Here is a 23,378-nt window from a genome sequence, read left to right as displayed (position 1 = left end):
CAACACGACTTTCAAGTACCTCAACATGACTTTGAAGTACTTCAACACGACTTTCAAGTACCTCAACATGACTTTGAAGTACTTCAACACGACTTCGAGGTATTTTTTGCTGATTGTAAGTAGCTTTTTTGACAAACAAAATAAAACTTTCAGTATAATTTACTAAAAATAATCAAGTCGATGTCAATTTGCTTTAATTTTTCCGAATTATTTCTCAGAGAAGTTTATGGTTGCATTAGCTAGAGTATATGCAGTAACCCTATAACCTCCTTCAGGAGCGCATTTCATGGCACGACTAAAACGCAGTTCACCCACTCTCGAAAAAGCTCTACGTCGAATTGCAGGAATGCGATCAATTAGCCCGACGCTAGAATTTGGCAACGGATTAAGTTTGACAGACTACGACAGCCGCATCCAAACCTTGCAAACCCAGCTATCTACTTACAACACTTTACTCTCTAGTATAGATGAAATGGCAGGTCGCCTCTCTCTAATTGAAGAAGAATTGCGCGGCTACTCTGAAAAGATGTTAATGAGTGTGGCAACCCATTATGGCAAAGACAGTTTGCAATATATCCAGGCGGGAGGCAAGCCACGCAAGAAATTATCACACCGTTCGAGCAACACCCAATCCCCATCTGAGAGTACAGCTACAATCTTGAATGGTGCAAACAACAATGGTAAAGAAACCTCTGTTGTTTTACCTTAATCATTTAACTGCATCATGCTGATGATCGCTCCTTTATCTGGTTGCAAATGGGGCAATTACTCCTAACTACTCCAAAAAATAAATTATCCAATTTCACTCCTTCAAAATAACTTTTCCTCCCCCTGCCCCCTGCTAAGAGCTCCCCTGCCCTCAAAATAATGAAATATTTTTTTTATTGGAAGTCCCTTATTTCCCCACTCCCTATCCTGGCTTATGATCTAAACGAGTCGCTTGCTCTAGAGCAGCTTTTTCTTTGGCTCGCCGGACATAGGGTTGTAATTGGGTGCGATCGCAACCTGTTAAAATAATCAGATTTTCCAAGGTGATTCCCCGCATTAACATTTCTACGCGCCAAGTTTGTTGTGCCTGGGCGATAGCTGGCGTTTGTCCTTGGGGAGTTAATAGTCCATCACTCCATACTTGCCAACGTGTCTGAAGTTCTGATTCTGAGAGTGGTTTGCCTGTTTCATTCAAAAACATCGCTGTTTGAGCATCTTTACGGCTTTTGTGCCATTTGATTAAGGGATTATTAGTGAAAGAGCCATAGCGTTTGCCCAGAATCCACTGATTCACAGGTACTTGACGAACAAATCCTGGGATTGTGATTTGTAGGAAGTGCCCTTGAGTATCGTAGATTTGGTGCGATCGCTCCAAGCTAATTATTTCTGTAGCAGATAACCCAGCCCCAAATAACACATAAGCCAAGGCATAATCTCGTACTCCGAATTTCCTGGCTTGTTGCAGAATTTCGTGAACTAAACTAGCTGGTAAATCAGCCACTTCTGTGTTATTAATGAACCCTCCTTGTAAGCAGTTTGTTGCTGATTCTGCTGAGGGTGACATCGCTCCATGTAAAAACAACTCCACCAAATTTTCCAGAAAATCATCCCGATCCTCCCAAAGTTCGTGAAATTCACTGGTGAACTCAATTACGGCATATCCTAAAATCATCCCATTCAGCAAACTGGCTAATTTTTCTGCGGGTAAATAGGTCTTTAAGTGTCCTTGCTGGATTACAGTAGCTAAATACTGAGCTACATAGCGGTTTGCCTCTGTTACTCCCCTGCCTAGTGCGCGGCGATTTTCTGCTGGGAATTGGTCGGCTTCACCGACCACAGACCGCACGAACTCTGGCACTCGTTCTAATGCATGTAAGCTATCACTTGCATAATCTTTTAGAGCTTGGTAGACATTGCCGGGAGGCGTTGCCCGTCGCACCAGCGACTCACCTAAATCCTTGAAGGCTGCGGACTCTTCCAGCACAGCTAAAAGCAGTCCATGCTTATTGCCAAAATTCCGAAATAGAGTCACTTCGTTGACTTCAGCTTTTTCAGCAATTTGGCGGGTTGTAGTAGCACTAACTCCCTGAGCAGAAAACAACTCAAGTGCAGCTTGAATCAGGCGTTGACGAGTGGAAATAAGTTGAGACGACATAAAAAAATGCAAGTGGCACTTGCACGGATATCAGAGTTCTGCTAGCATAACAAATGTAAGTGATACTTGCTTGACTCTACCCTACAGGTGACAAGCAAATCGCTTTATCATTCATCAACAGGAATTTTTATGACCGCAAATTTTGGGGCCATCGCCCCTGAGAGAGGCAACTCACCTCGACTCAGTTGGACGAATGTAGTATTTTTTGCTACATTTCATGCTTTAGCACTTCTGGCTCCTTGGTTTTTCTCCTGGTCAGCATTAGGTTTGCTAGTATTTCTGCATTGGTTATTCGGGAGCATTGGTATTTGCCTGGGATATCACCGACTACTGAGCCATCGGAGTTTCCAACTTCCCAAGTGGTTAGAGTATGCGATCGCCCTGATTGGAGCGCTAGCTATGCAAGGCGGGCCAATTTTTTGGGTAGGTGGACACCGCCAGCATCACGCCCACACCGAAGATATCAATTTAGACCCCTACTCTGCCCAAAGAGGATTTTGGTGGAGCCATATCCTGTGGATTTTCTACCCACGTCCAGAATTTTTTGACTATGACACCTATAAAAAATATGCCCCTGATCTAGCAAGACAACCCTTTTATTGCTGGCTGGATCGCTACTTCTTGCTGTTGCAAATACCCTTCGGGTTGCTGCTTTATGCCTTAGGAGGATGGTCTTTTGTAATTTACGGAGTGTTTGTCAGGTGTGTCTTGCTTTGGCACTCAACCTGGTTTGTGAACTCAGCATCACACCTGTGGGGTTATCGCACCTTTGATGCTAATGATGGTGCTCGTAATCTTTGGTGGGTATCCCTCGTAACCTATGGAGAAGGATGGCACAACAACCATCATACTTATCCCCATATGGCGAAATCTGGGTTGTCTTGGTGGGAAATTGATGTTACTTGGTGGAGCATCCTAGTTTTGCAGACTTTGGGTTTAGCCAAAAAAGTTGTTTCGCGTCCTCCTCAAGGTGCAACTCACGGCTAAATTGCAACTTAACCATTATGAATTTGCCATGCCGACTGTGGGAAGCAGTCGGCTTACTAATTTTTATCAGTAGTATTTCACGGTAAAATCGCAACGGCCCAAATCTCAGTAATACATCATGTGTGGAAAAAGTAACTGAAATCACAGCCGTAAAAGTAAAATCCTACTGTATGTCATCTTTCTTTGTAAATAAATTCTGATAATTATTTGCAATTGTTTAGTGATCTCCTGTAATGTTTATTCTTAAGTAGTTGATTACTAAGCTCAGCAAGCGGCAAATATTCACTGGTTTGTTGAGAGTAATAGCAAGTAGAGAGTAGGTGTAGGGGTGGCAAATGCTATTGAAGCAAATATTAAAGATTCTTTTGGTCACAAGCTCTATTTGGTTTTGCGTTGCCAAAAGTGCAACTGCTCAGAAAATATCCTCTCAACAGATACAAAATGAATCTGCGATCGCTAAAGTACTACTCAATTCCAGGACGATTAGAGAGATTCCACGACTAGGGGAAGTAAAACCAACGATCACCAGCGCTCAAAGAAGAGTACAGGCGCCAACACCAGAAACAGTGCCAACTCCTGAAGTAGTGCAAGTAACGGGAGTCAAGGCAAATCCTACTTCTAAGGGTGTGGAGATTATTTTACAGACTTCCATTGGGCAACAATTGCAACTACTGAATCGCAGTGCTGGCAATAGCTTTATCACTGACATTCCCAATGCTCAACTGCGCCTACCGTTGGGCGAAGCATTCACATTCCGTTCGGATAAGCCTCTAAAGGGTGTTGGTGAGATAACGGTAATAAATCTGGATGCCAAGACTATCCGGGTGACGGTGACAGGTGAGGCGGGTTTACCTATTGTCGAGTTGTATGACAGTCCGAACGAGGGTTTGATTTTCAGCGTTGCGAGTGTGGCATCTTCGGCGCCGTCACAGCAAGCACCTCAAACACCACAAAAGCCCGAAGCTGGTCAGCCAGGGAGTCAGACACAGCCTAGTCTTCCATCAGCACAAAGTGACGAGCCAATTGAGTTAGTGGTGACAGGGGAACAAGACGGATACAATGTGCCAGATGCATCAACTGCGACCAAAACTGATACCCCCCTGCGCGACATTCCGCAAGCGATTGAGGTTGTGCCTCAACAGGTGATTCGAGACCAGCAAGCAAACCGCCTGATTGATGTGTTAAAAAATGTACCAGGCGTGGCACAGACACAATCTTCTCGCGCAGCCTTTGCTAATAATGTTTCGATTCGGGGTTTTGACGCGTCTAATAGTATACTGAAAGACGGACTCTTAGACCGTTCGCTGGCGACTCTTGGCTACGATCCTGTAACGGTTGACCGCATCGAGGTTCTCAAAGGACCTGCCTCGGTTCTATTTGGTCAAGGGTCACTGGGAGGCACTGTTAATTTAGTTACGAAGCAGCCACTTCGGGACCCCTACTACTTCCTAGAAGGCTCCTTTGGAAGTTTCGATTTTGCTCGGGGGGCGATCGATCTGTCAGGTCCTGTGAATGCTGACAAAACGGTGCTGTATCGCTTAAATGCCGCCGCCCAGACAACAGGAAGCTTTGTTGATTTCTATTCTCAACAGCGCTACAACGTTGCACCCACGTTAACCTGGCAGATCAACGACAGAGCCAAGCTCACTCTGGCAGCCGAGTATTACCAGACTAAAGCACCCAACGATTTCGGTATTCCGGCACAGGGTAGTGTCCTGCCAAATCCTAACGGTAAGATTCCGCGCAATCGCTACGTCGGTGGACCTTTTGATAATAACGATAATCGAGTCTATCGAGTTGGTTATAACTTTGAGTACCGCTTTAGCGACAACTGGCAAGTGCGTAGTGCCTTACGCGCCTCATTTCTTACTCTAGATAGGGAATCTATTTCTGGTACTCTAGCAACAGATGAACGTAATTATAATCGTAACTACTACACACAGTACTTCAGCGATGACATCTACAATTTCGATACCTATGTGGTCGGCAAGTTCGCCACTGGGAGTATCAAGCATCAAATAGTAACAGGACTGAATCTATCCAGACAGGATACCTATACCATCAATCGCATCAGCAAGATCGCCTCCCTGGATCTATTCAATCCCCAGTACGGCAGCAGACCAACCGGACCTGGCATCGATTTCAACGACGTTCGGATCAGGAATGACGCACTGGGTACTTATGTTCAAGATCAAATCACATTGGCAGATAACCTCAAGGTACTGTTGGGTGGACGTTTCGACATTGCCAGTAATGATTATCGTAGATTCGACACCGTGCTTGGTAGCTTCCGACAAAATGAAGCATTTAGTCCCAGAGTTGGCATTGTCTATCAACCGATTCCACCTATTTCCCTCTACGCTAGCTACAGCAAATCATTTCTACAAGCAGCAACTTTTAGCCAAGCACAAGCCGAACCAGAGCGCGGCACCCAATACGAAGTCGGCGTCAAGGCGGATTTGAGTAGCCGTCTGGCCGCGACTCTGGCATTCTATGACCTGACTCGCACGAATTTGCCCACCCAAGATCCTAATAACCCATTGCTCTCTATCCTGGTGGGCGAACAGCGCAGCCGAGGGATTGAGTTTGATATTTCCGGTAAAATTTTACCGGGATGGAACATCATTGCGGGCTACGCCTTAACTGATGCCCAAATCACCAAAGACAATACATATCCGGTTGGCAATGCTATCAATAAAATTCCCAAAAACTCTTTCAACCTGTGGACAACTTACGAGATTCAATCTGGTGCTCTGCAAGGATTCGGGGCTGGTGTAGGATTTTATTATGCGGGAGACCGACCGGGCGATTTAGGCAACACGTTTGAATTACCGAGCTACTTTCGCACCGATGCTGCTCTATTCTACAAACGTGGGCGATTCCGCGCTGGGCTTAATTTCAAGAATTTGTTCAATATTGATTATTTTGAATCAGCCAACAGTAGAAATAGCGTTTTCTATGGTGATCCGTTCACATTGCAAGGAACGATTTCTTGGGAGTTTTAATTCGATCTTTCAAGGCTAATTACCCTCTAGCTTAACAAAGAGGAACATTTCAATACACTGACTCATGAGTAGCAATATCAATCAGCAAAAATCTCTTCTACTCTGATTCTGAATTCTCAATAAAGTTGAACCCAATGCGACTAGAAATACAAAAACACTCCACTTCTGGGTAGACATGACCGCTAAAGCTTGTATATAATACTCTCCAAATTTATCAATAACTCTTCTCATTAAATTAAGAGTTAATTACTGGTGTGTGAGGAATAATTGTGAGAATTAAGCGATTGTCGTCTAATGTTGTGTTGTGGTTGGCGATCAGTTTTTTGCCATTGTTGATGGCACAATCTGTACGGGCAGTCGAGCAGAAGAATCAGCAAGCAATGCAGGGTGGGGAAAATTCAAACCCGACTACAACAAAAATTAAGCGATTGAGCGAGATTTCACGCCCAGTCAGAAATGTTAAACAGTTGGTTTCCCAATTGTCAACCCCAGAAACAGCGCCTACTACCAATGAAATTGTGCAAGTAACAGGAGTGAAAGCAAATCCTACTGCTCAAGGTGTGGAGGTGATTTTACAAACTAGGAAAGGGCAACAGTTACAAGTCACAAATCGCAGTGCTGGTAATAGCTTTATTGCAGATATTCCCAATGCACAGCTGCGTTTGCCGAGTGGGGAGGCGTTTAGATTTCGTTCCCAAAAACCAATAGCGGGAATTAGTGAGATCACTGTTACGAACTTTGATGCTAATACTATCAGAGTGACGGCGATCGGTGAAGCGAGTTTACCTACTGTGGAGTTGTCTGACAGTGCGGACGAGGGTTTAATTTTCAGCGTTGCGAGTGTGGCATCTTCGGCGCCGTCACAGCAAGCACCTCAAACACCACAAAAGCCCCAAGCTGGTCAGCCAGGGAGTCAGACACAACCGAGTCTTCCATCAGCACAAAGTGATGAGCCAATTGAGTTAGTGGTGACAGGCGAGCAAGACGGGTATCGCGTACCAGATGCATCAACCGCGACCAAAACCGACACGCCCTTGCGAGATATTCCCCAGTCGATTCAGGTCGTGCCTCGGCAAGTGCTACAAGACCAGCAGGTCACGAACCTGGGTGAAGCCCTGAGAAATGTACCCGGTTTAGCACAGGGACCCAATTCCGCATCTCGTGGGCAGTTCTCAGTACCCGCCATTCGGGGTTTTGATGCTGGCAGCAATATCTTTAGAGACGGGTTGAGAGATCCGACAACTGCCTATGTTGTTCCTGATGTGGCTGGGATTGAACAAATTGAAGTACTCAAGGGACCAGGCTCAGTGCTTTACGGGCAGGGGTCGCTGGGTGGAGTAATCAATCTGGTGACTAAAAAACCCCTGAGCAATCCTTTCTATTCAGCAGAATTCTCGGTGGGTAGTTTCAACCTTTATCGAGGCGCGATCGATCTTTCTGGTTCCCTGAATGACAGTAAAACCATCTTGTATCGATTGAACGCTGCGGCTCAGACAACTGAGAGCTTCCTGGATTTCTATGATGAGCAGAAATATTTTGTTGCACCTGTTCTTTCGTGGCAAATCAGCGATCGCACAAAGTTGACACTGCAAGCTGAATACGTCAATCGGCCCAAAAAGAATGGTCAATCAGGCATCCCAGCCATTGGGAGTGTCTTACCCAATCCTAATGGAGAAATCCCGCGCGATCGCAATATATCTGAACCAGATTCTACCGATGATCAGCGATCGTTTCGAGTCGGGTACGATCTGGAACATCGTTTCAACGACAACTGGCAATTGCGTAACGCTTTCAGCGCTACCTGGCTTCGACGAGAGAGAAATTTTATTATTTCCACTGCATTAGCCCCAGACAACCGGACGTTGAGTAGAGGCATCAATTTAGGGGGTGATGACCAGAGATTCTACAATGTTGACACGTACCTCGTAGGTAAATTTGCCACTGGCAGTATTCAACATCAACTCGTCACAGGATTTAACCTGACCAGGGAGGAGTCCGTTTTTGATATTACTCGACGCCAGGCAGCTTCCCTTGATGTGTTCAATCCTGTATACAGGCAGCCATTGGGATCTGTTACATCCAGGACTGATGAGGCTGACCTGACAGATACATTGGGTATTTACGTTCAAGATCAGGTCACGCTAGCTGACAATATGAAACTGCTGCTGGGCTTACGGTTTGATACTTTCAAACAAACCGTAGATGATCGAATCTCCAATACAAATCAAGAGCAATCAGATCATGCTTTCAGCCCCCGTGTTGGGATTGTCTATCAGCCAATTCCACCCATTTCGCTATATGCCAGTTATAGTCGAGCATTCACCCCGGTCACTGGAACCACTTTTGAAGGCAGTGCTTTTCAACCGGAAGATGGCACTCAATACGAAGTAGGTATCAAGGCAGATTTAAGCGATCAACTGTCTACAACCCTTGCGTTTTATGAGCTGACCCGCTCCAATGTCTTGACCACCGATCCAATCAATCCTGACTTCTCCATCCAAACAGGCGAACAACGCAGCAGGGGGATTGAATTCAGCCTTGCAGGTGAAATTTTACCCGGATGGAACGTGATTGCTGGTTATGCTTACACGGATGCAACAATTACTCAAGATAATGATTTTCCAGTTGGCAACTTGCTGAACAATATCCCCAGAAATAGCTTCAACATCTGGACCAGCTATAAAATTCAACGAGGTCCAGTACGAGGCTTGGGCTTTGGCATGGGGTTTTTCTTTGTGAGCGATAGACAGGGTGATTTAGCAAATACCTTTGAATTGCCCAGCTATTTTCGCACTGATGCTGCCATCTTCTATAAGCGCAATCAATTCCAAGCTGCAATTAATTTCAAGAATCTATTTAACGTGGACTATTTTGAGTCTGCTTTGAACCGATTGAATGTTTATTATGGCGATCCGTTTGTTGTACAAGGCACGATCTCGTTCACATTTTAGCTACACCGATGTCGAAATTACCAAAGACAATACATTTACGGTGGGCAATGCTTCTGGGTAGACATGACCGCTAAAGTCTGTATATAATATCTCCAACTTTATAAAGAAATTTTCTCATTAAATTAAGAGTTAATTACTGGTGTGTGAGGAATAATTGTGAGAATTAAGCGATTGTCGTCTAATGTTGTGTTGTGGTTGGCGATCAGTTTTTTGCCATTGTTGATGGCACAATCTGTACGGGCAGTCGAGCAGAAGAATCAGCAAGCAATGCAGGGTGGGGAAAATTCAAACCCGACTACAACAAAAATTAAGCGATTGAGCGAGATTTCACGCCCAGTCAGAAATGTTAAACAGTTGGTTTCCCAATTGTCAACCCCAGAAACAGCGCCTACTACCAATGAAATTGTGCAAGTAACAGGAGTGAAAGCAAATCCTACTGCTCAAGGTGTGGAGGTGATTTTACAAACTAGGAAAGGGCAACAGTTACAAGTCACAAATCGCAGTGCTGGTAATAGCTTTATTGCAGATATTCCCAATGCACAGCTGCGTTTGCCGAGTGGGGAGGCGTTTAGATTTCGTTCCCAAAAACCAATAGCGGGAATTAGTGAGATCACTGTTACGAACTTTGATGCTAATACTATCAGAGTGACGGCGATCGGTGAAGCGAGTTTACCTACTGTGGAGTTGTCTGACAGTGCGGACGAGGGTTTAATTTTCAGCGTTGCGAGTGTGGCATCTTCGGCGCCGTCACAGCAAGCACCTCAAACACCACAAAAGCCCCAAGCTGGTCAGCCAGGGAGTCAGACACAACCGAGTCTTCCATCAGCACAAAGTGATGAGCCAATTGAGTTAGTGGTGACAGGCGAGCAAGACGGGTATCGCGTACCAGATGCATCAACCGCGACCAGAACAGATACGCCCATTCGCGATATCCCCGCTTCGATTCAGGTCATCCCACAAGAGGTAATCCGCGACCAAGGAGCCACTAGCAGTCGAGAGGCACTGCGAAATGTCAGTGGTGTCATTTTTTCCACTGGGGGAGGGAATCGGGCAGAAAACTTTATCGTTCGTGGCTTTGGGATTACAGGAACACAATTTCAAAACGGAATTCGTGACGACTTTTATACGACTCGAACTCAAATCGATCTTGCCAACATTGATCGCATTGAAGTGCTTAAAGGCCCGGCTTCAGTCTTATTTGGACGAGCAGAACCCGCAGGAATTATCAACTATGTTACCAAGCAACCGTTACTCAACCCTTACTACAATGTCAGCCTCACAGCTGGTAGTTACAGTTTCTACCGTCCGGCAATAGATTTTTCCGGTCCATTGACGGCGGACAAGAAATTGGCGTATCGCTTGAATGTTGCTTATGAGAATGCGGGTAGCTTTCGGGATTTTGTTGATACTGAAAGATTCATCGTCGCACCTACGCTTGCCTGGCAGATCAGCCCCGATACAAAGTTGAGTGCAGAAGTGAGCTACTTACACGATGCACGACCGATTGATCGGGGCTTGATTGTCCTGAGCAACAATCAGGTGGCGAACATTCCCATCAGTCGCTTACTGGGTAATGCCAAAGATAACCAGTTTGCCGAAACGAGGGCAACATTGTACCTTGACCAACGCTTCAATTCTAACCTTTCTCTACGGTCTGCTTTCCGCTACACCAACTCTAGCGAAAAGTACCTGGATGGGGGGAGTGTGGCAACTTTTTCGGGACCGTTACGCAATGACCGCTTTCTTTCCGTAATGGAAGGTCAAGGAGCGCAACTCTACGAAACCTACAAGTCTCAAAACGATTTGATTGCCAAGTTTAACACTGGCTCAATTCAGCATACGGTTTTATTTGGTTTAGAGTTTGCTCGACAATCTTTCCGCCTTAGTCCTAGTAGGAGTCGCTCGGCAGGCGAGTACCAATATCAATTAGCAAAATCTCCTCTTACTCTGATTCTGGATTCTCAACAAAGTTGAACACAATGCGACTATAAATACAAAAACACTCCGCAATCTGGCATTCCAACTACATCGCTAGTCGTAGGACTGGTGGTGATCTTGAATTTTAATTTTGAATAATTTTAAGAGTATTTGCCATGAAATCTAAACAAATACGCGATCTGATATTTTACTTACACCGCTACCTCGGCTTAATTGTGGGACTGGTGGTGATTATCATTGGCTTCACTGGAAGTATGCTGGTATTTGAAAAGGAAATCAACCAATTCCTGATCAGTCAACAGTTTGGATCGGTGATTCCCCAACAACAGCGCCTTCCCTTAGAATCCGTACTGGAAACTGTCAAAACCGCTTACACTTCACAACCCAATCTGAAACTGTTGGGTATTAATTCCCTCCCTGACTCTGACACCCCCTACCGCGTCTTTCTGTTATCTCCTGATGAAAAACGTACCGAAGTTTTTGTCAATCCTTACACAGGTAAGATTATGGGTGCGCGTCAGTCGGAAAATACTTTATTTGGGTTGATATTTAAACTTCATTACCAACTACTTGCAGGTGATATCGGCACAATCATTGTTGGGATTGTTGCTTTGTTGCTGTTTATTCTTTGCATTACTGGAATTATTCTCTGGCCTGGTTGGAACAGGCTGATGGCTGGTTTTAAAATTAAGTGGAATGCCCATATTAAACGTGTCAACTTTGACCTTCACAAAGTGGCTGGAATTGTTACAGCTATTTTTCTGACTATGATTGCCTTTACAGGCTTTTGCTGGAATTTTTACAACTTTACCAAACCTCTTATCTATGTTGCTACCTTCACACCGATTCCACCTGATCCCGTTTCTCATCCGATCGCAGGCAAATCTCCCTTAAGACTCACAGAAATTTTACAAAAAGCCGATGCCGCTCTCCCAAGTGCATATACCACATATATCCGCCTGCCGCAAGCACCAGAAGGAGTAGTCAGAGTTGGGAAAAAATTACCGCAAGAAACAACAGAGTATGGTAATAGTCAAATTTATCTTGACCAGTATACAGGTGAAGTAGTGCAGCTGAAAAATGCTCTGAAATCATCACGGGCTGACCGTTTTCTCGATGTATTCGCACCAATGCACTACGGCACGTTTGGGGGTCTACCAACACGGATTCTGTATGTGTTTGTCGGACTCGGACTATTAACTCTGTCTGTTACAGGCTTTATTATGTGGTGGTATCGTTACAAAGGGAAAAATCCCAAACAGAAGACGATGAAAATGGTTGATTTAAGTAAAAGTTAGATACTCAAACCGGGGCGATCGCAGTACTTTACTTGTGGTTAGCTTAATTAGATCGCACATTTTTTTAATCAGGAAAATCTTCTTTGAATTTAGAGAAGATTTCTAAGTAACGCCAATTTGGTATCACACTCAGTAAATGTATCTTGGGCAAAAAGTCCTTTTGGCGATGATAATTCTCATTGAGAATCAGGCAACTTATATCAATAAGTCATAAATGACTTACTATCGATCTGCGATCGCTGCCAACCAAGCATCCAAATTAGTCATACTGGTAAAATCAAGCAACGCTTCCCCCAGATTTTCCAACTGTTCCAAACAGAGGGATTCGACAGCTGATCTGACCTCTTGCGGTAATTCGCCTACACGTCGAGTTAATTGAGGCAAAATCAGTGATCGCGTGGCAGTTCTAAGAAGGGTTATGGAGTGGAGAGGGGGTGAAATTAGCAATAAATTATTTTCTGTAAATTCTTGATGGTTGCCCGAATTCAATAAACAACCGCCCGAATTCAATAAACGGCTGTCCGATGTCCTGAATTATACGTGAAATACCAATTATTCCTTGAATTGTTGATGATGCCGTCTCTCGGAAATAACTCACCCTACATTTCCCTATGGCTATGGAACTGAGTCGGAATTGAAAACTCATCGTGCTGACTTAATTGCCTATTCTGCGAGTCATATTCCCAAATTAATCATTCGTAATTCCTAATGGGCTACGCCTAGCTGCACTAACATCTGGTTCTATCTGAGTTTGGCTGCTGGGTAGCGTCTTTTTTTTAGTGTCATCTGTGTTTGTCAAGAAATTATGAGAATTATTTGCAATTGATTAGTTATTTCCTGTAATGTTTATTCTCAAGTAGCTGATTACTAAATTTCATCAAGCAGCAAATGGCAGCTGCTTGATTGAGAGGAAGTAGTAAGTGGAGAGCAGGTAGAGGAGTATAAAAATGATATTGAAGCAAATATTAAAGATTGTTTTGGTCACAAGCTCTATTTGGTTCTGGGTTGCAATAAGCGTAACGGCTACTGAAGTAAATAAACAAGCACAGGGTAAATCTGTTGGATCAGCATTACTCAATTCCAGAACGACTAGAGAAATTCCAAGACTAGGTGAAGTAGAATTTCCTCGCACCAGCGCTCATCAGTTAGTACAGTCCCCAACACCTCAAATAGCGCCGACTTCAAAAGTTGTGCAAGTGAGGGGAGTCAAGGCAAATCCTACCTCTAAGGGTGTGGAAATTATTTTACAGACTTCCATTGGTCAACAGTTACAAGTGGTAAACCGCAGTACTGGCAATAGTTTTATCACTGATATTCCCAATGCTCAACTGCGTTTGCCGTCGGGTGAAGCATTCACATTCCGTTCTGATAAGCCAATTGCTGGTCTTAGTGAGATAACGGTAGTAAATCTGGATGCCAATACTATCCGAGTAACGGTAACGGGTGAGGCGGGTTTACCTGCTGTTGAGTTGTTTGATAGCGATGAAGGTCTGATCTTCGGGTTGATACCAGTTACATCTTCGGCACAGACACCACAGCAACCGCCAGCACCACAACAGCCAGGAACTCAAACCAAGCCAGAGCAACCATCCGCACAAACTGATGAACCGATTGAATTGGTGGTGACAGGGGAGCAAGACGCGTATAGTGTACCGAATGCCTCCACTGCCACTGGAACTGATACCCCTATCCGGGATATTCCATTCTCAATTCAGGTAGTTCCTCAAGAGATAATTCGAGATCAGCAAGTCATACGCACTGAAGAAGCGCTCCGTAATGTCAGTGGTATAACTTACCAAGGAAATGCAAGCAACAGGGCTGGTGCGAATTTTGCCATCCGAGGGTTTACTGATGCCCCAATTCTGCGCGATGGATTTAGACAGTATAGCATTGGCACTCTTCAGCCGCCTTTAGAAGTATCCAATTTAGAGCAAATTGAAGTACTCAAGGGTCCGGCATCTATCTTGTATGGTGCGATTGAACCCGGAGGATTGATTAACGCGGTGTCCAAGCAGCCCTTGTCCCAGCCGTTTTACGAAACAGAATTACAAGTGGGAAGCCGGGGTTTTGTCCGACCCCGCTTTGACTTTTCTGGTCCCTTAAGCGCTGATGGTAAAGTACTCTACCGCCTGAATGGGTTGTACCAGAGATTGGACAGCTTTAGCAACTTTGACCAGGAAGATCGGCGAATCTTCATTGCGCCTACACTTACCTGGAAAATAGATGATCGCACCGATTTAGGAATTTCGCTGGAATATCTCGACAATAATCGCCCTGCTGATTTCGGTCTCCCAGTTAGTGGCAACAGGATTGTTAATGTTCCACGCGATCGCATTGAGTCCGAACGTAGCGACGCTGTGACAAATCAATATCTAAATGTTGGCTATAACTTGGAGCATCGCTTCAGTCGAAATTGGAAATTACGCAATGCCTTTCGCTATTCCTCTTTAGACTACGATTTCAACGTTGTTGCCCTTCCTCTTTCTTTTGACGAAGCAACAGGTACAGTCAATCGCACCTTTGCCCAGCAAGAATTACAGAATGAAAATTATAGTTTACAAGCTAACGTGGTGGGTGAGTTTGCTACGGGTTTTATCAATCACACTCTTTTGTTCGGTGCAGACTATATTCATAGTGCTACAAACGTTTTCACGGTGCTTGATTTTACTCCCCAACCGTTGAATATTTTCAATCCGGTTTACGGAGTGGCTAAACCCAACAGGGATACATTACCGCCTTTTGGCGGCACTGATGGAACATCCAATCGTTGGGGATTTTATCTGCAAGATCAGATTTCGTTGTTCGAGAATTTGAAGTTGTTAGGAGGTATCCGCTACGACACCATAGAATCAAAAACAGTCAACCTGCCAGGACAGGTGACACAACCGGGTGAGACGACTCAAAATGATGATGCTTTTACTCCGCGTGTGGGGATTCTTTACCAACCGAGCAAAGCTGTATCTTTGTACGCCAGTTACTCAGAATCCTTCACGCCCAGTACAACAAATACAGAAACAGGTCAGCCCCTAGAACCAGAACGGGGTAAGGGGTATGAGTTTGGCGTCAAAACGGAGTTTCTAGACGGTAAAGTGTTTGCCACGTTGGCATATTTTGACATTACCAAACAAAATGTGCCGGTCACAGATCCCAACTTCCCCCTTGCATCTATCGCATCTGGAGAACAGCGCAGTCGTGGGGTTGAGTTCGATGTCGCCGGAGAAATATTGCCGGGATGGAAGATCATCGCTAACTACGCCTACATTAATGCTGAAGTCACTGCTGATACCAATCCTGAATTAGTTGGCAATAGGTTATATGGTGTTCCCGAACATAGTGCCAGTCTGTGGACAACTTATGAAATTCAGCGCGGTAATTTGCAGGGTTTAGGGGTGGGAGTTGGATTTAATTATGTTGGTGAAAGACAGGGGGATTTAGCTAATAGCTTTCAGGCAGATGATTATTTCATTACTAATGCAGCAGTTTTTTATCGGCGTAATAATTGGCGATTTGGACTCAATTTCAAAAATATTGGTGATGTCAAATACGTCGAAAGTGTATCGAATGGCCGCAGTGGAGCCAACCTTTTTGGCGAACCATTCACGTTGATTGGCTCGGTTTCGGTGCAGTTTTAACTTCTTCCTAACCCTCCCCAATTCCTTAGAGAGGAAAGCAGCCAGATTTCTTCCTACCAATCCATCGGGGGGGATTGAGAAGGGTAGTTAGAGGAAGTTTCAAGGCAGTCCACCATCTGCTAGAACGGCTATTTTGTCAGGCTAATTCATAAATATGACTCAAATTAAGACAAAACTCACAGGCGTTCCGCGTACTATGCTGATGACTACGCGCGCGCGGGTGGATGAACATCAACGCCAGACCGATGCGTTGTTTCGCGATCCAAAAGCGTTTGAATGGTGGCAAGCGATCGCCCAGGTGCTTTCGTTAGTGCAGGAAAATTATCGTTATCCCCATCGACTTAATGCCCTGCGATGGATTCCCTGGATTGCTAAACTGCCCTACTTTCGCAATGCCGGTTTGATTCTTGAAACCAAAGTTTTACCGCTGTCATCAGACTAATGTGTATGCAAATCTTTCGCCATCATTGATGCTATTGCAGTGAAATTTTAATTGCAATGCTGCTACTCAAGCATTCTATTAGTTGCCAATCATTAACCCGATAATTGCCATGAAACCATTTTTATTCAGTGCTTTGTTAATTATCACTAGTGCGATCGCCGTTGCTTGTCAACCAAAACCTCAACCACCTGTAGCGAATCAATCCACTGCAAGTAAAATCTCAGCGACTGAGCTAGACAATCAGGAAAAAGCTGGTTTCAACTCCGAAATTTATCTGCTGGCAAATCCCGATGTTGCCAAATTGATTCAAGAAGGAAAATTCAAATCTGCCTTAGATCACTATGAAAAAGTAGGAAAGTCTGGCAAAAATCCCAAAGGAGAAGCGATTGAAGGATACTTTACAGGCACTAATGGCAATGATACAGTGACTGGCTTTGGTCAATCTCCCGCCCTGACTGGCGTGAACTTTGAAATTGTATCAGATCAGAAGGGTCCATTTCCCATCCGTCCAAAAACTTTGGGCGTTGGTGAAGTCGATACCTTAGTTGCAACCAAAGGTTCAAACAATGAATTTCTCCTGGGTAGCTTCATCACTGTTGTTAACCCCAAAGCTGAACCGTTTTATGTCGGTAAAGGAGATGCTGATTATGCTCGAATTCAAAATTTCACTAAGTCTAAAGATGCAATTACTTTGGCAGGGCAACCACAACAATACAAGTTTGAGACTGTAAAAGGAAACTTTCGCATTTTAACTGCTAGCGGTGATTTAATTGCGATCGTTGAAGGCATAGATAAACTTGAAGCAGGCAAAGTATCCAAACAGTACGGAATGTTTCCCTTGAAATAACTTGAAAAAGTAGTGATTACTATGAGTCAACTATCCAAACCAAGCGCCCTCAACGACACTAAAATCGAAACTATTTTAGCTCGACTGCACGCAGAAGCTGATAAGCAATTTGGTGGATTAATTCTCCACTATTTGCCCAAACTTCCCGGCTTGCTTTTGGGTAAAGGCATTAAGTGGGATCAGACAAAAACTGAATTTTACAACGATAAATACATTCCCATTGAAAGGGATCAAGGGGAATTAATGTATTTGATAGCCCGTTCAATTAACGCTAAAACAATTGTTGAGTTTGGTACTTCATTTGGAATTTCTACCATATATCTAGCTACTGCTGTAAGGGACAATGGTGGCGGCGTTGTTATTGGCACAGAAATTGTGCATGAGAAAGTTTTACAAGCTAGAAAAAATATTGCCGAAGCCGGACTAGAAACCTATGTGGATATTCGAGAAGGGGATGCGCTAGAGACACTAAAAACCTTAAATCAAACAGTTGATTTGGTCTTGATTGATGGCTGGACACATTTAGCCTTGGATGTGTTAAAAATTCTAGATCCGTTAATCCGACCAGGCGGAATCATTATTTCTGATAATGTCAATACCTTTAAAGATGGACTGAAATCTTATGTTGAGTTTTTGCAAAACCCTGCTAATGGTTATCGAACATCTACTTTGAATTTGAAAGGAGGCACAGAATTTTCTGTCAAGGTTAAAGAGATATCATGAAAATTAAGCAGTTTTTTTCAAAATGGTCGAGAACAATTCATCGATGGGTTGGGCTTTATTTTGCTGTAGTCATTGGAATTTACTTAATAGAAATAATTGCCCTTCCATCTGTTTTCAGTTCTGGCTTACCTACAGTTGACGGGAAACCACCCACTCAAACTGTTACAGAAAATACCAAATCTTTACTTTCTCTGGAACAGGCTTCGCAAGCATTCATCTCTCTGCACCCACAGGGGATTAATACGCTAGAAGACATTGATGAAATTGCTTATCTACCAACTTTAGGCGTTTATCGATTTGAAAATCAAAAACGTTTGTTTGAGTGGTATATCGATGCTCATAACGGCAAATTAGTAAAGTATGGCTTCAACTCCACCGATTTTTTAGAGTATCGAGGATTGCTGGGATGGTTTGCTCCCTGGATTCACGATCTGATTGAAATGTCCTTTTTGTTTTTTATGTCAACACTGGCAGTCAGTGGTGTTTATCTGTTCATTTATCCGTTTCTAATAAAGAAAAATTCAGAGATTAATTCAAGCTTAAAGGAAACCCTTTAAGTCGGGCAAATCCTCGTTCGATATAAAAACCACCATTATTTTACAAAAGTTCATAAGCTGGTGGTAAGAGTGATCGCTTCCAAGTGCCTCAAGAGCTTATCCAAACCGTATTCAGAGAGCAAGGCATGGTAAAAAGGACGCATGGAAGCTAAATTAGAAGCTATATCTTAGATTATTGGTGTTGGATTATTGGTGTTGGAGTCGGCAGCCAAACAAATCGCGCAGGCGTTGGATTTGGAAGTTGAACAAGTTCAGTAAGCTGCAAAAATAGGCTCTAAGTCAAGATATATCAACGAAAATTAACAGCATCTCTAAATATCCTTGCTATTTTTGGTTCCCACAATTTTTAATTTTTTGTATGGTTTTGCTCTCTCCCATTCTCCAAGCTAGACTCTCCCAACCCCTCAAAATTGGCTCATTTGAGGTAAAAAGTCGGGTTCTCCAGTCGCCTCTATCTGGAGTAACGGATCTGGTGTTTCGCCGTCTAGTGCGTCGTTATGCGCCAGATTCGATGATGTATACCGAAATGGTGAATGCTACAGGGTTGCATTATGTCAAGCAGTTACCCAAAATCATGGAGGTAGATCCAAATGAACGCCCAATTAGCGTTCAACTATTTGATTGTCGTCCAGATTTTCTAGCAGAAGCAGCAATCAAGGCAGTTGCAGAAGGTGCTGATACTGTTGATATTAATATGGGTTGTCCAGTTAATAAAATCACTAAAAATGGTGGCGGTTCTTCGTTGTTGCGACAACCAGAAGTAGCAGAAGCAATTGTGCGAGAAGTGGTGAAAGCTGTTGATGTCCCTGTGACAGTAAAAACCCGTATTGGCTGGAATGACAACGAAATTACTATTCTCGACTTTGCCAAGCGGATGGAAGATGCAGGGGCAAAAATGATTACGGTACATGGACGCACCCGCGCCCAAGGGTACAATGGCAATGCTCGTTGGGAATGGATTACCCGTGTAAAAGAAGTGCTTTCTATCCCAGTGATTGGGAATGGAGATATTTTCTCTGTTGAAGCAGCGGTGAGATGTTTAGAGCAAACTGGCGCTGATGGTGTGATGTGTTCCCGTGGAACTTTGGGTTATCCGTTTTTGGTAGGAGAAATTGATCACTTCCTGAAAACTGGGGAGATATTACCGCCACCAACCCCAATTGGGCGTTTGGAATGTGCAAGAGATCATTTACAAGCCTTATGGGAATATAAAGGCGATCGCGGTGTGCGTCAAGCCCGTAAGCACATGACTTGGTATGCTAAAGGTTTCGTTGGTGCTGCTGAACTCCGAGGACAGTTAAGTGTAGTTGAAAGGGTAGATCAAGGTTTGGCAATGATTGACCAAGCAATTGAAAAACTGGCTAATGGTTATGAATTAGAGGAAGAAACACAAGGTAGTTTGGTAATGCTTTAAAAAATGAATATTACAAAAATTTCCTTTATTACTGTATACAGCGTTTTTCAGGTAAATGAGGTACACAGGTAGGGGCACAACATTATTGTGCCCTTACAATAATCTGTACTTCACTAAGTTGCAATCTGCTGTATATTGTGTATTTAACTAATCAATGTGGAGGCTTGCAATGTTAGTTTCCAAACACAATCAGATTGTATCTATTCCCGAAATCCACTCTTTAGAAGACTTTATGGCAAATCCTCCAGACGGGATGGAGTGGGTGAATGAGCAACTGATAAAAAAAACAGGGATAACATTAAAACATAGTGAAATTGAAGTTAATCTAAGCTTTTACTGGAGAAGTTACATCAACACCAATCAACTAGGTGGGAAAATTTACACTGAAGTGCCTTGTCGCACATCTAAACAGGGCCGGCGTCCTGATGTGGCTTATCTGACGCCTGAATTGGTAGCTCAATTTGGCAATGTTCCCACTTTGCCACAGAGTTTTCCACTAATTGCTGAGATAGTTTCACCCACCGATTTAGCTGAAGAATTATTTCTCAAAGCACAGGAGTATTTGCAGTCTGGTTGCGAAGAAATTTGGCTAGTATTTCCTGACAGTCGGTTAGTTTTCGTAATGACTGATAATCAGGTTTTGGGGTTTAAAGCTAGTGATGTGGTTAGCACTCAAAAAGTCTTGCTGGGTTTTAGTGTAGCTGTAGACGAATTGTTAAGTTGAAAGAGACTTGTTTGAAATCCTATGAATCAACCACTACTTCGCTTTGTCGCTAGCAAAAATTATAAAAATCTGTCTTTAGATAAAGTAGTTGAGCTAAAAAAACTCAATATATTTATAGGTTCAAACGGTTCAGGCAAAAGCAACTTTATCAGTTGTTTGAAATTTTTAAAAGACAGCTTAACTACAATTCCTGATGAAAGTCGCGGTGTTAGTAGTTTTGAAAATGCAGTTACTCAAATTGGTGCTAATCGAATTTTAGATGGCAGTGTAGCAAGCCCTGCTGTAGTCACACTTGCTTATTGTTTTTCACAATTTTCCCAAACTAGTACTCCCGGAAGAAACAGTGGAATTCTTGATTTGAAGATTTATGTTGACAAAAACCAGCCAAGAGTTAGTATTTCCGAAGAATGTTTATATAGCAAAGAAGATTTACATGAATCAGCTTCATCAAGACCTTTCTATTATTATAAGTTTCATGACAGGGAAGCGGGCAAAGGCGCTGTATCAGTTTATGATAGTCCCGGACAAAATTCCAGCACTCATTTTGAACCTTTAGACAATATAGATACCAATTCTTTGGGGCTTTCTGCTATTCCTCGGCTGCTTGAATATAGCCAATATCCTCCCGAAAGCACACCTGTTTTCAGAATTAGAAGAGACCTTGTTGAATTTATTTCCAAATGGCAATTTTACAATGCCAATAATATGGATTTAAATCAAATTAGAACGGCAGAACCTAAAATAGGAGGAAGTGATATTTATTTATCTTCATCGGGAGATAATTTACCACTAGTTTTAGATAATTTGACTCAGCAAGATATCGACTTCGAGGACAGCATCAACAAGGCAATGAAGTCGATTTTACCAAAAACTCGTCGTCTAAGACCTATACGTTCTGGTCGCTTGTCTCTGACTGTAGAATGGTATTTTCATGATATTAAGGAAGCTTTTTATCTAAATGAAATGTCAGATGGAACTGTCAGAATGCTTTGTTGGGCTACTATATTACATTCTCCAGTTCTCCCTTCATTGCTAGTCATTGATGAGCCAGAATTAGGATTACACATATCGTGGATGCCAATTTTAGCAGAGTGGATTAAAAAAGCTGCCGCGAAAACCCAATTAATTATCACCACACATAGTCCGGATCTTTTAGATCATTTCACGGATTGTTTAGAGAATGTTTTTTGTTTTGCTTCAGAAGATAAAACACATTTCTCCATCAAAACACTCTCCAAAGAAATGCTAAATCAAAAATTAAAAGAAGGATGGCAATTAGGTGATTTATATCGTGTTGGCGACCCCAGTATTGGAGGATGGCCGTGGTAGTATGGGTTTTTGCTGGTGGTGGGGAAGCTGAAGTTAGAGGATTAATCCCTTTTTTAGAACAAAATTTTTCTAATTGTAAATTTGAACGAAAAACACTAGCTCGTTAAAAACCTGGGTCTAAGCCTGGTAAGGGAAGTAGTTATGGCAGAACAAGTCAAAGTCTAATTGAGCAAATCATTAAAGAACTACCTATTGCCTTAAGATATGAACCAAATAAATGTAATCTAATTTTAGTGTTTGACGATTTAGATTGCCGCACGCCAGAGCTTCAAGAAAAGAAAATTTTGGATGTGATATCAACTATACCAGAATGTGCTGATATTAATAAACTTGTTGTGTTTGCTGCTCCTGAACTGGAAGCTTGGATTATTGCAGATTGGAGTAACTCAATAGCTAGACATCCAGATTTTCGAGGTAGACACGAGCGGATGCGTTACTGGCTTAGTCAAGAAAAAAATATTCCTTTTAATGAACCAGAATCATTTAGTGAATATGATGAAGACAGAGATTGCTGTCAAGAAAAGCTATCAGAGGCACTAGTTGATTCAAGTGTTTTAGCTGAGTTTGATAGCCTTTCGACACGTTATTCTAAAGGATTGCATACCCCGGCACTATTACAAGACATCCGACCAGATGAAGTTCAACGAAGATGCCCTTTATTTCGGAAACTCTATAACTATCTTAATCATTTTTGTAGTTCTCCATCAAACTATGGTTAAAACTTGTTGATGCGTTACGTGCATCTATTGCATCTCCTCCCAGTTGGCAGCCATCAAACTATGGTTAAAACCTGTTGATGCGTTATGCGCTTCGTGCTACTACTTATTAGTTACCCTTTTTACTTGTAGGGAGAGGTTCCGTGAACTACAGGAATGTAACTTACTAAAGTCAGGAAAAACCTTTTGTGCAGTAGGATGCACAAAATGGTTATTCTGCACATTCACGAAATAAGAAAGTTTCAATCCCTAATAGGGATTTTATTGAATTGCAATTTTGATGCTTTTAATCGGTATCAAAGTCTCTCGCTTGTAGTTTCAATCCCTAATAGGGATTTTATTGAATTGCAATTTCATAGGTATCAGGATACTTGTTGTAGAGAATGTAAGTACACTCTTCTATGATCTCTAAAGACATCTCTCTACCATAACTATCACTAAGAGCATCAAAGTAGTGAATTAAGGCACTATAAACCTTACCTAAGAAGTCCAAGGCTCCTCTGGAATAGTAAACTGTTTTAGGTTTCAATCCACAAAAAATAAAAATCCATTTACATAGGAATTAATTGCAATTGCAATAAGATGGAAGCATACAAAAAGAGAGTGATACTTTAAATCCATTTACATAGGAATTAATTGCAATTGCAATGTACTAATAGATTTTTTGCATCG

At 42.9% G+C, this 23,378-nt stretch carries 17 protein-coding genes and 1 pseudogene; 15 read left to right on the top strand and 3 right to left on the bottom strand.

Annotation, left to right across the window (positions count from 1 at the left end):
• Window positions 1-286 precede the first annotated feature (286 nt).
• Window positions 287-709, top strand: coding sequence for a hypothetical protein (locus tag V7L29_RS13700; protein ID WP_334735825.1), 423 nt, complete (start codon window positions 287-289; stop codon window positions 707-709).
• Window positions 710-910: 201 nt separating this feature from the next.
• Here the strand turns inward: V7L29_RS13700 and V7L29_RS13695 are convergent, their stop codons facing one another.
• Entirely contained in the window at window positions 911-2,143 is a 1,233-nt protein-coding gene (locus V7L29_RS13695) for a TetR family transcriptional regulator (protein ID WP_334735824.1), read from the bottom strand.
• 129 nt (window positions 2,144-2,272) lie between these two features.
• Here V7L29_RS13695 and V7L29_RS13690 point away from each other — a divergent pair, with 129 nt between their 5' ends.
• The 5 genes from V7L29_RS13690 to V7L29_RS13670 all read left to right on the top strand — a co-directional run bounded on the left by V7L29_RS13690 (window position 2,273) and on the right by V7L29_RS13670 (window position 12,322).
• Window positions 2,273-3,130 (top strand): acyl-CoA desaturase, encoded by an 858-nt coding sequence (locus tag V7L29_RS13690; RefSeq protein WP_334690874.1) that lies wholly within the window; start codon window positions 2,273-2,275, stop codon window positions 3,128-3,130.
• A 335-nt stretch (window positions 3,131-3,465) separates the two neighbouring features.
• Window positions 3,466-6,135: a TonB-dependent siderophore receptor gene (locus tag V7L29_RS13685; RefSeq protein ID WP_334735823.1), complete on the top strand. Its 2,670-nt coding sequence runs from the start codon at window positions 3,466-3,468 to the stop codon at window positions 6,133-6,135.
• A 335-nt stretch (window positions 6,136-6,470) separates the two neighbouring features.
• Complete coding sequence (locus V7L29_RS13680) at window positions 6,471-9,086, top strand: TonB-dependent siderophore receptor (protein ID WP_442944186.1); 2,616 nt, start codon at window positions 6,471-6,473, stop codon at window positions 9,084-9,086.
• A gap of 156 nt (window positions 9,087-9,242) precedes the next feature.
• Window positions 9,243-11,060, top strand: coding sequence for a TonB-dependent receptor plug domain-containing protein (locus tag V7L29_RS13675; protein WP_334735821.1), 1,818 nt, complete (start codon window positions 9,243-9,245; stop codon window positions 11,058-11,060).
• Between the two features lie 119 nt (window positions 11,061-11,179).
• Window positions 11,180-12,322: a PepSY-associated TM helix domain-containing protein gene (locus V7L29_RS13670; RefSeq protein ID WP_334735820.1), complete on the top strand. Its 1,143-nt coding sequence runs from the start codon at window positions 11,180-11,182 to the stop codon at window positions 12,320-12,322.
• Between the two features lie 222 nt (window positions 12,323-12,544).
• On the opposite strand, the pseudogene V7L29_RS13665 reads toward V7L29_RS13670, so the two are convergent.
• Window positions 12,545-12,718, bottom strand: a pseudogene (locus tag V7L29_RS13665) (DUF4351 domain-containing protein); the annotation flags it as partial.
• 551 nt (window positions 12,719-13,269) lie between these two features.
• Between V7L29_RS13665 and V7L29_RS13660 the strand changes: the two are divergent.
• The 9 genes from V7L29_RS13660 (at window position 13,270) to V7L29_RS13620 (ending at window position 22,709) form a co-directional block, all read left to right on the top strand.
• Window positions 13,270-15,954: a TonB-dependent siderophore receptor gene (locus V7L29_RS13660; RefSeq protein ID WP_334690868.1), complete on the top strand. Its 2,685-nt coding sequence runs from the start codon at window positions 13,270-13,272 to the stop codon at window positions 15,952-15,954.
• Between the two features lie 202 nt (window positions 15,955-16,156).
• Window positions 16,157-16,396: a hypothetical protein gene (locus V7L29_RS13655; RefSeq protein ID WP_334735819.1), complete on the top strand. Its 240-nt coding sequence runs from the start codon at window positions 16,157-16,159 to the stop codon at window positions 16,394-16,396.
• Between the two features lie 109 nt (window positions 16,397-16,505).
• The gene (locus tag V7L29_RS13650) at window positions 16,506-17,243 is read left to right on the top strand and encodes a hypothetical protein (RefSeq protein ID WP_334735818.1); all 738 of its coding nucleotides are present in this window, start codon (window positions 16,506-16,508) and stop codon (window positions 17,241-17,243) included.
• Between the two features lie 21 nt (window positions 17,244-17,264).
• Complete coding sequence (locus V7L29_RS13645) at window positions 17,265-17,966, top strand: O-methyltransferase (RefSeq protein WP_334735817.1); 702 nt, start codon at window positions 17,265-17,267, stop codon at window positions 17,964-17,966.
• Window positions 17,963-18,523: a PepSY domain-containing protein gene (locus V7L29_RS13640; RefSeq protein WP_334735816.1), complete on the top strand. Its 561-nt coding sequence runs from the start codon at window positions 17,963-17,965 to the stop codon at window positions 18,521-18,523. Before V7L29_RS13645 ends, V7L29_RS13640 begins: the two co-directional genes overlap by 4 nt.
• 358 nt (window positions 18,524-18,881) lie before the next feature.
• On the top strand, window positions 18,882-19,937 hold the full coding sequence (gene dusB, locus V7L29_RS13635; RefSeq protein WP_334690863.1) for a tRNA dihydrouridine synthase DusB: 1,056 nt from the start codon (window positions 18,882-18,884) through the stop codon (window positions 19,935-19,937).
• 169 nt (window positions 19,938-20,106) lie between these two features.
• Entirely contained in the window at window positions 20,107-20,661 is a 555-nt protein-coding gene (locus V7L29_RS13630; protein ID WP_334735815.1) for a Uma2 family endonuclease, read from the top strand.
• A 21-nt stretch (window positions 20,662-20,682) separates the two neighbouring features.
• On the top strand, window positions 20,683-21,990 hold the full coding sequence (locus V7L29_RS13625; RefSeq protein ID WP_334735814.1) for an AAA family ATPase: 1,308 nt from the start codon (window positions 20,683-20,685) through the stop codon (window positions 21,988-21,990).
• Between the two features lie 233 nt (window positions 21,991-22,223).
• Window positions 22,224-22,709: a hypothetical protein gene (locus V7L29_RS13620; protein ID WP_334735813.1), complete on the top strand. Its 486-nt coding sequence runs from the start codon at window positions 22,224-22,226 to the stop codon at window positions 22,707-22,709.
• Window positions 22,710-23,043: 334 nt separating this feature from the next.
• Here V7L29_RS13620 and V7L29_RS13615 read toward each other — a convergent pair whose 3' ends face one another.
• Window positions 23,044-23,235, bottom strand: a complete 192-nt coding sequence (locus V7L29_RS13615; protein WP_334690859.1) for a hypothetical protein — start codon at window positions 23,233-23,235, stop codon at window positions 23,044-23,046.
• Between the last annotated feature and the right edge of the window lie 143 nt (window positions 23,236-23,378).

It is taken from the genome of Nostoc sp. (assembly GCF_036916575.1).
Classification (GTDB): Bacteria; Cyanobacteriota; Cyanobacteriia; order Cyanobacteriales; family Nostocaceae; genus Nostoc.
Note: the sequence above shows the minus strand (reverse complement) of the source record. Positions and strands in the feature narration are given on the sequence as shown.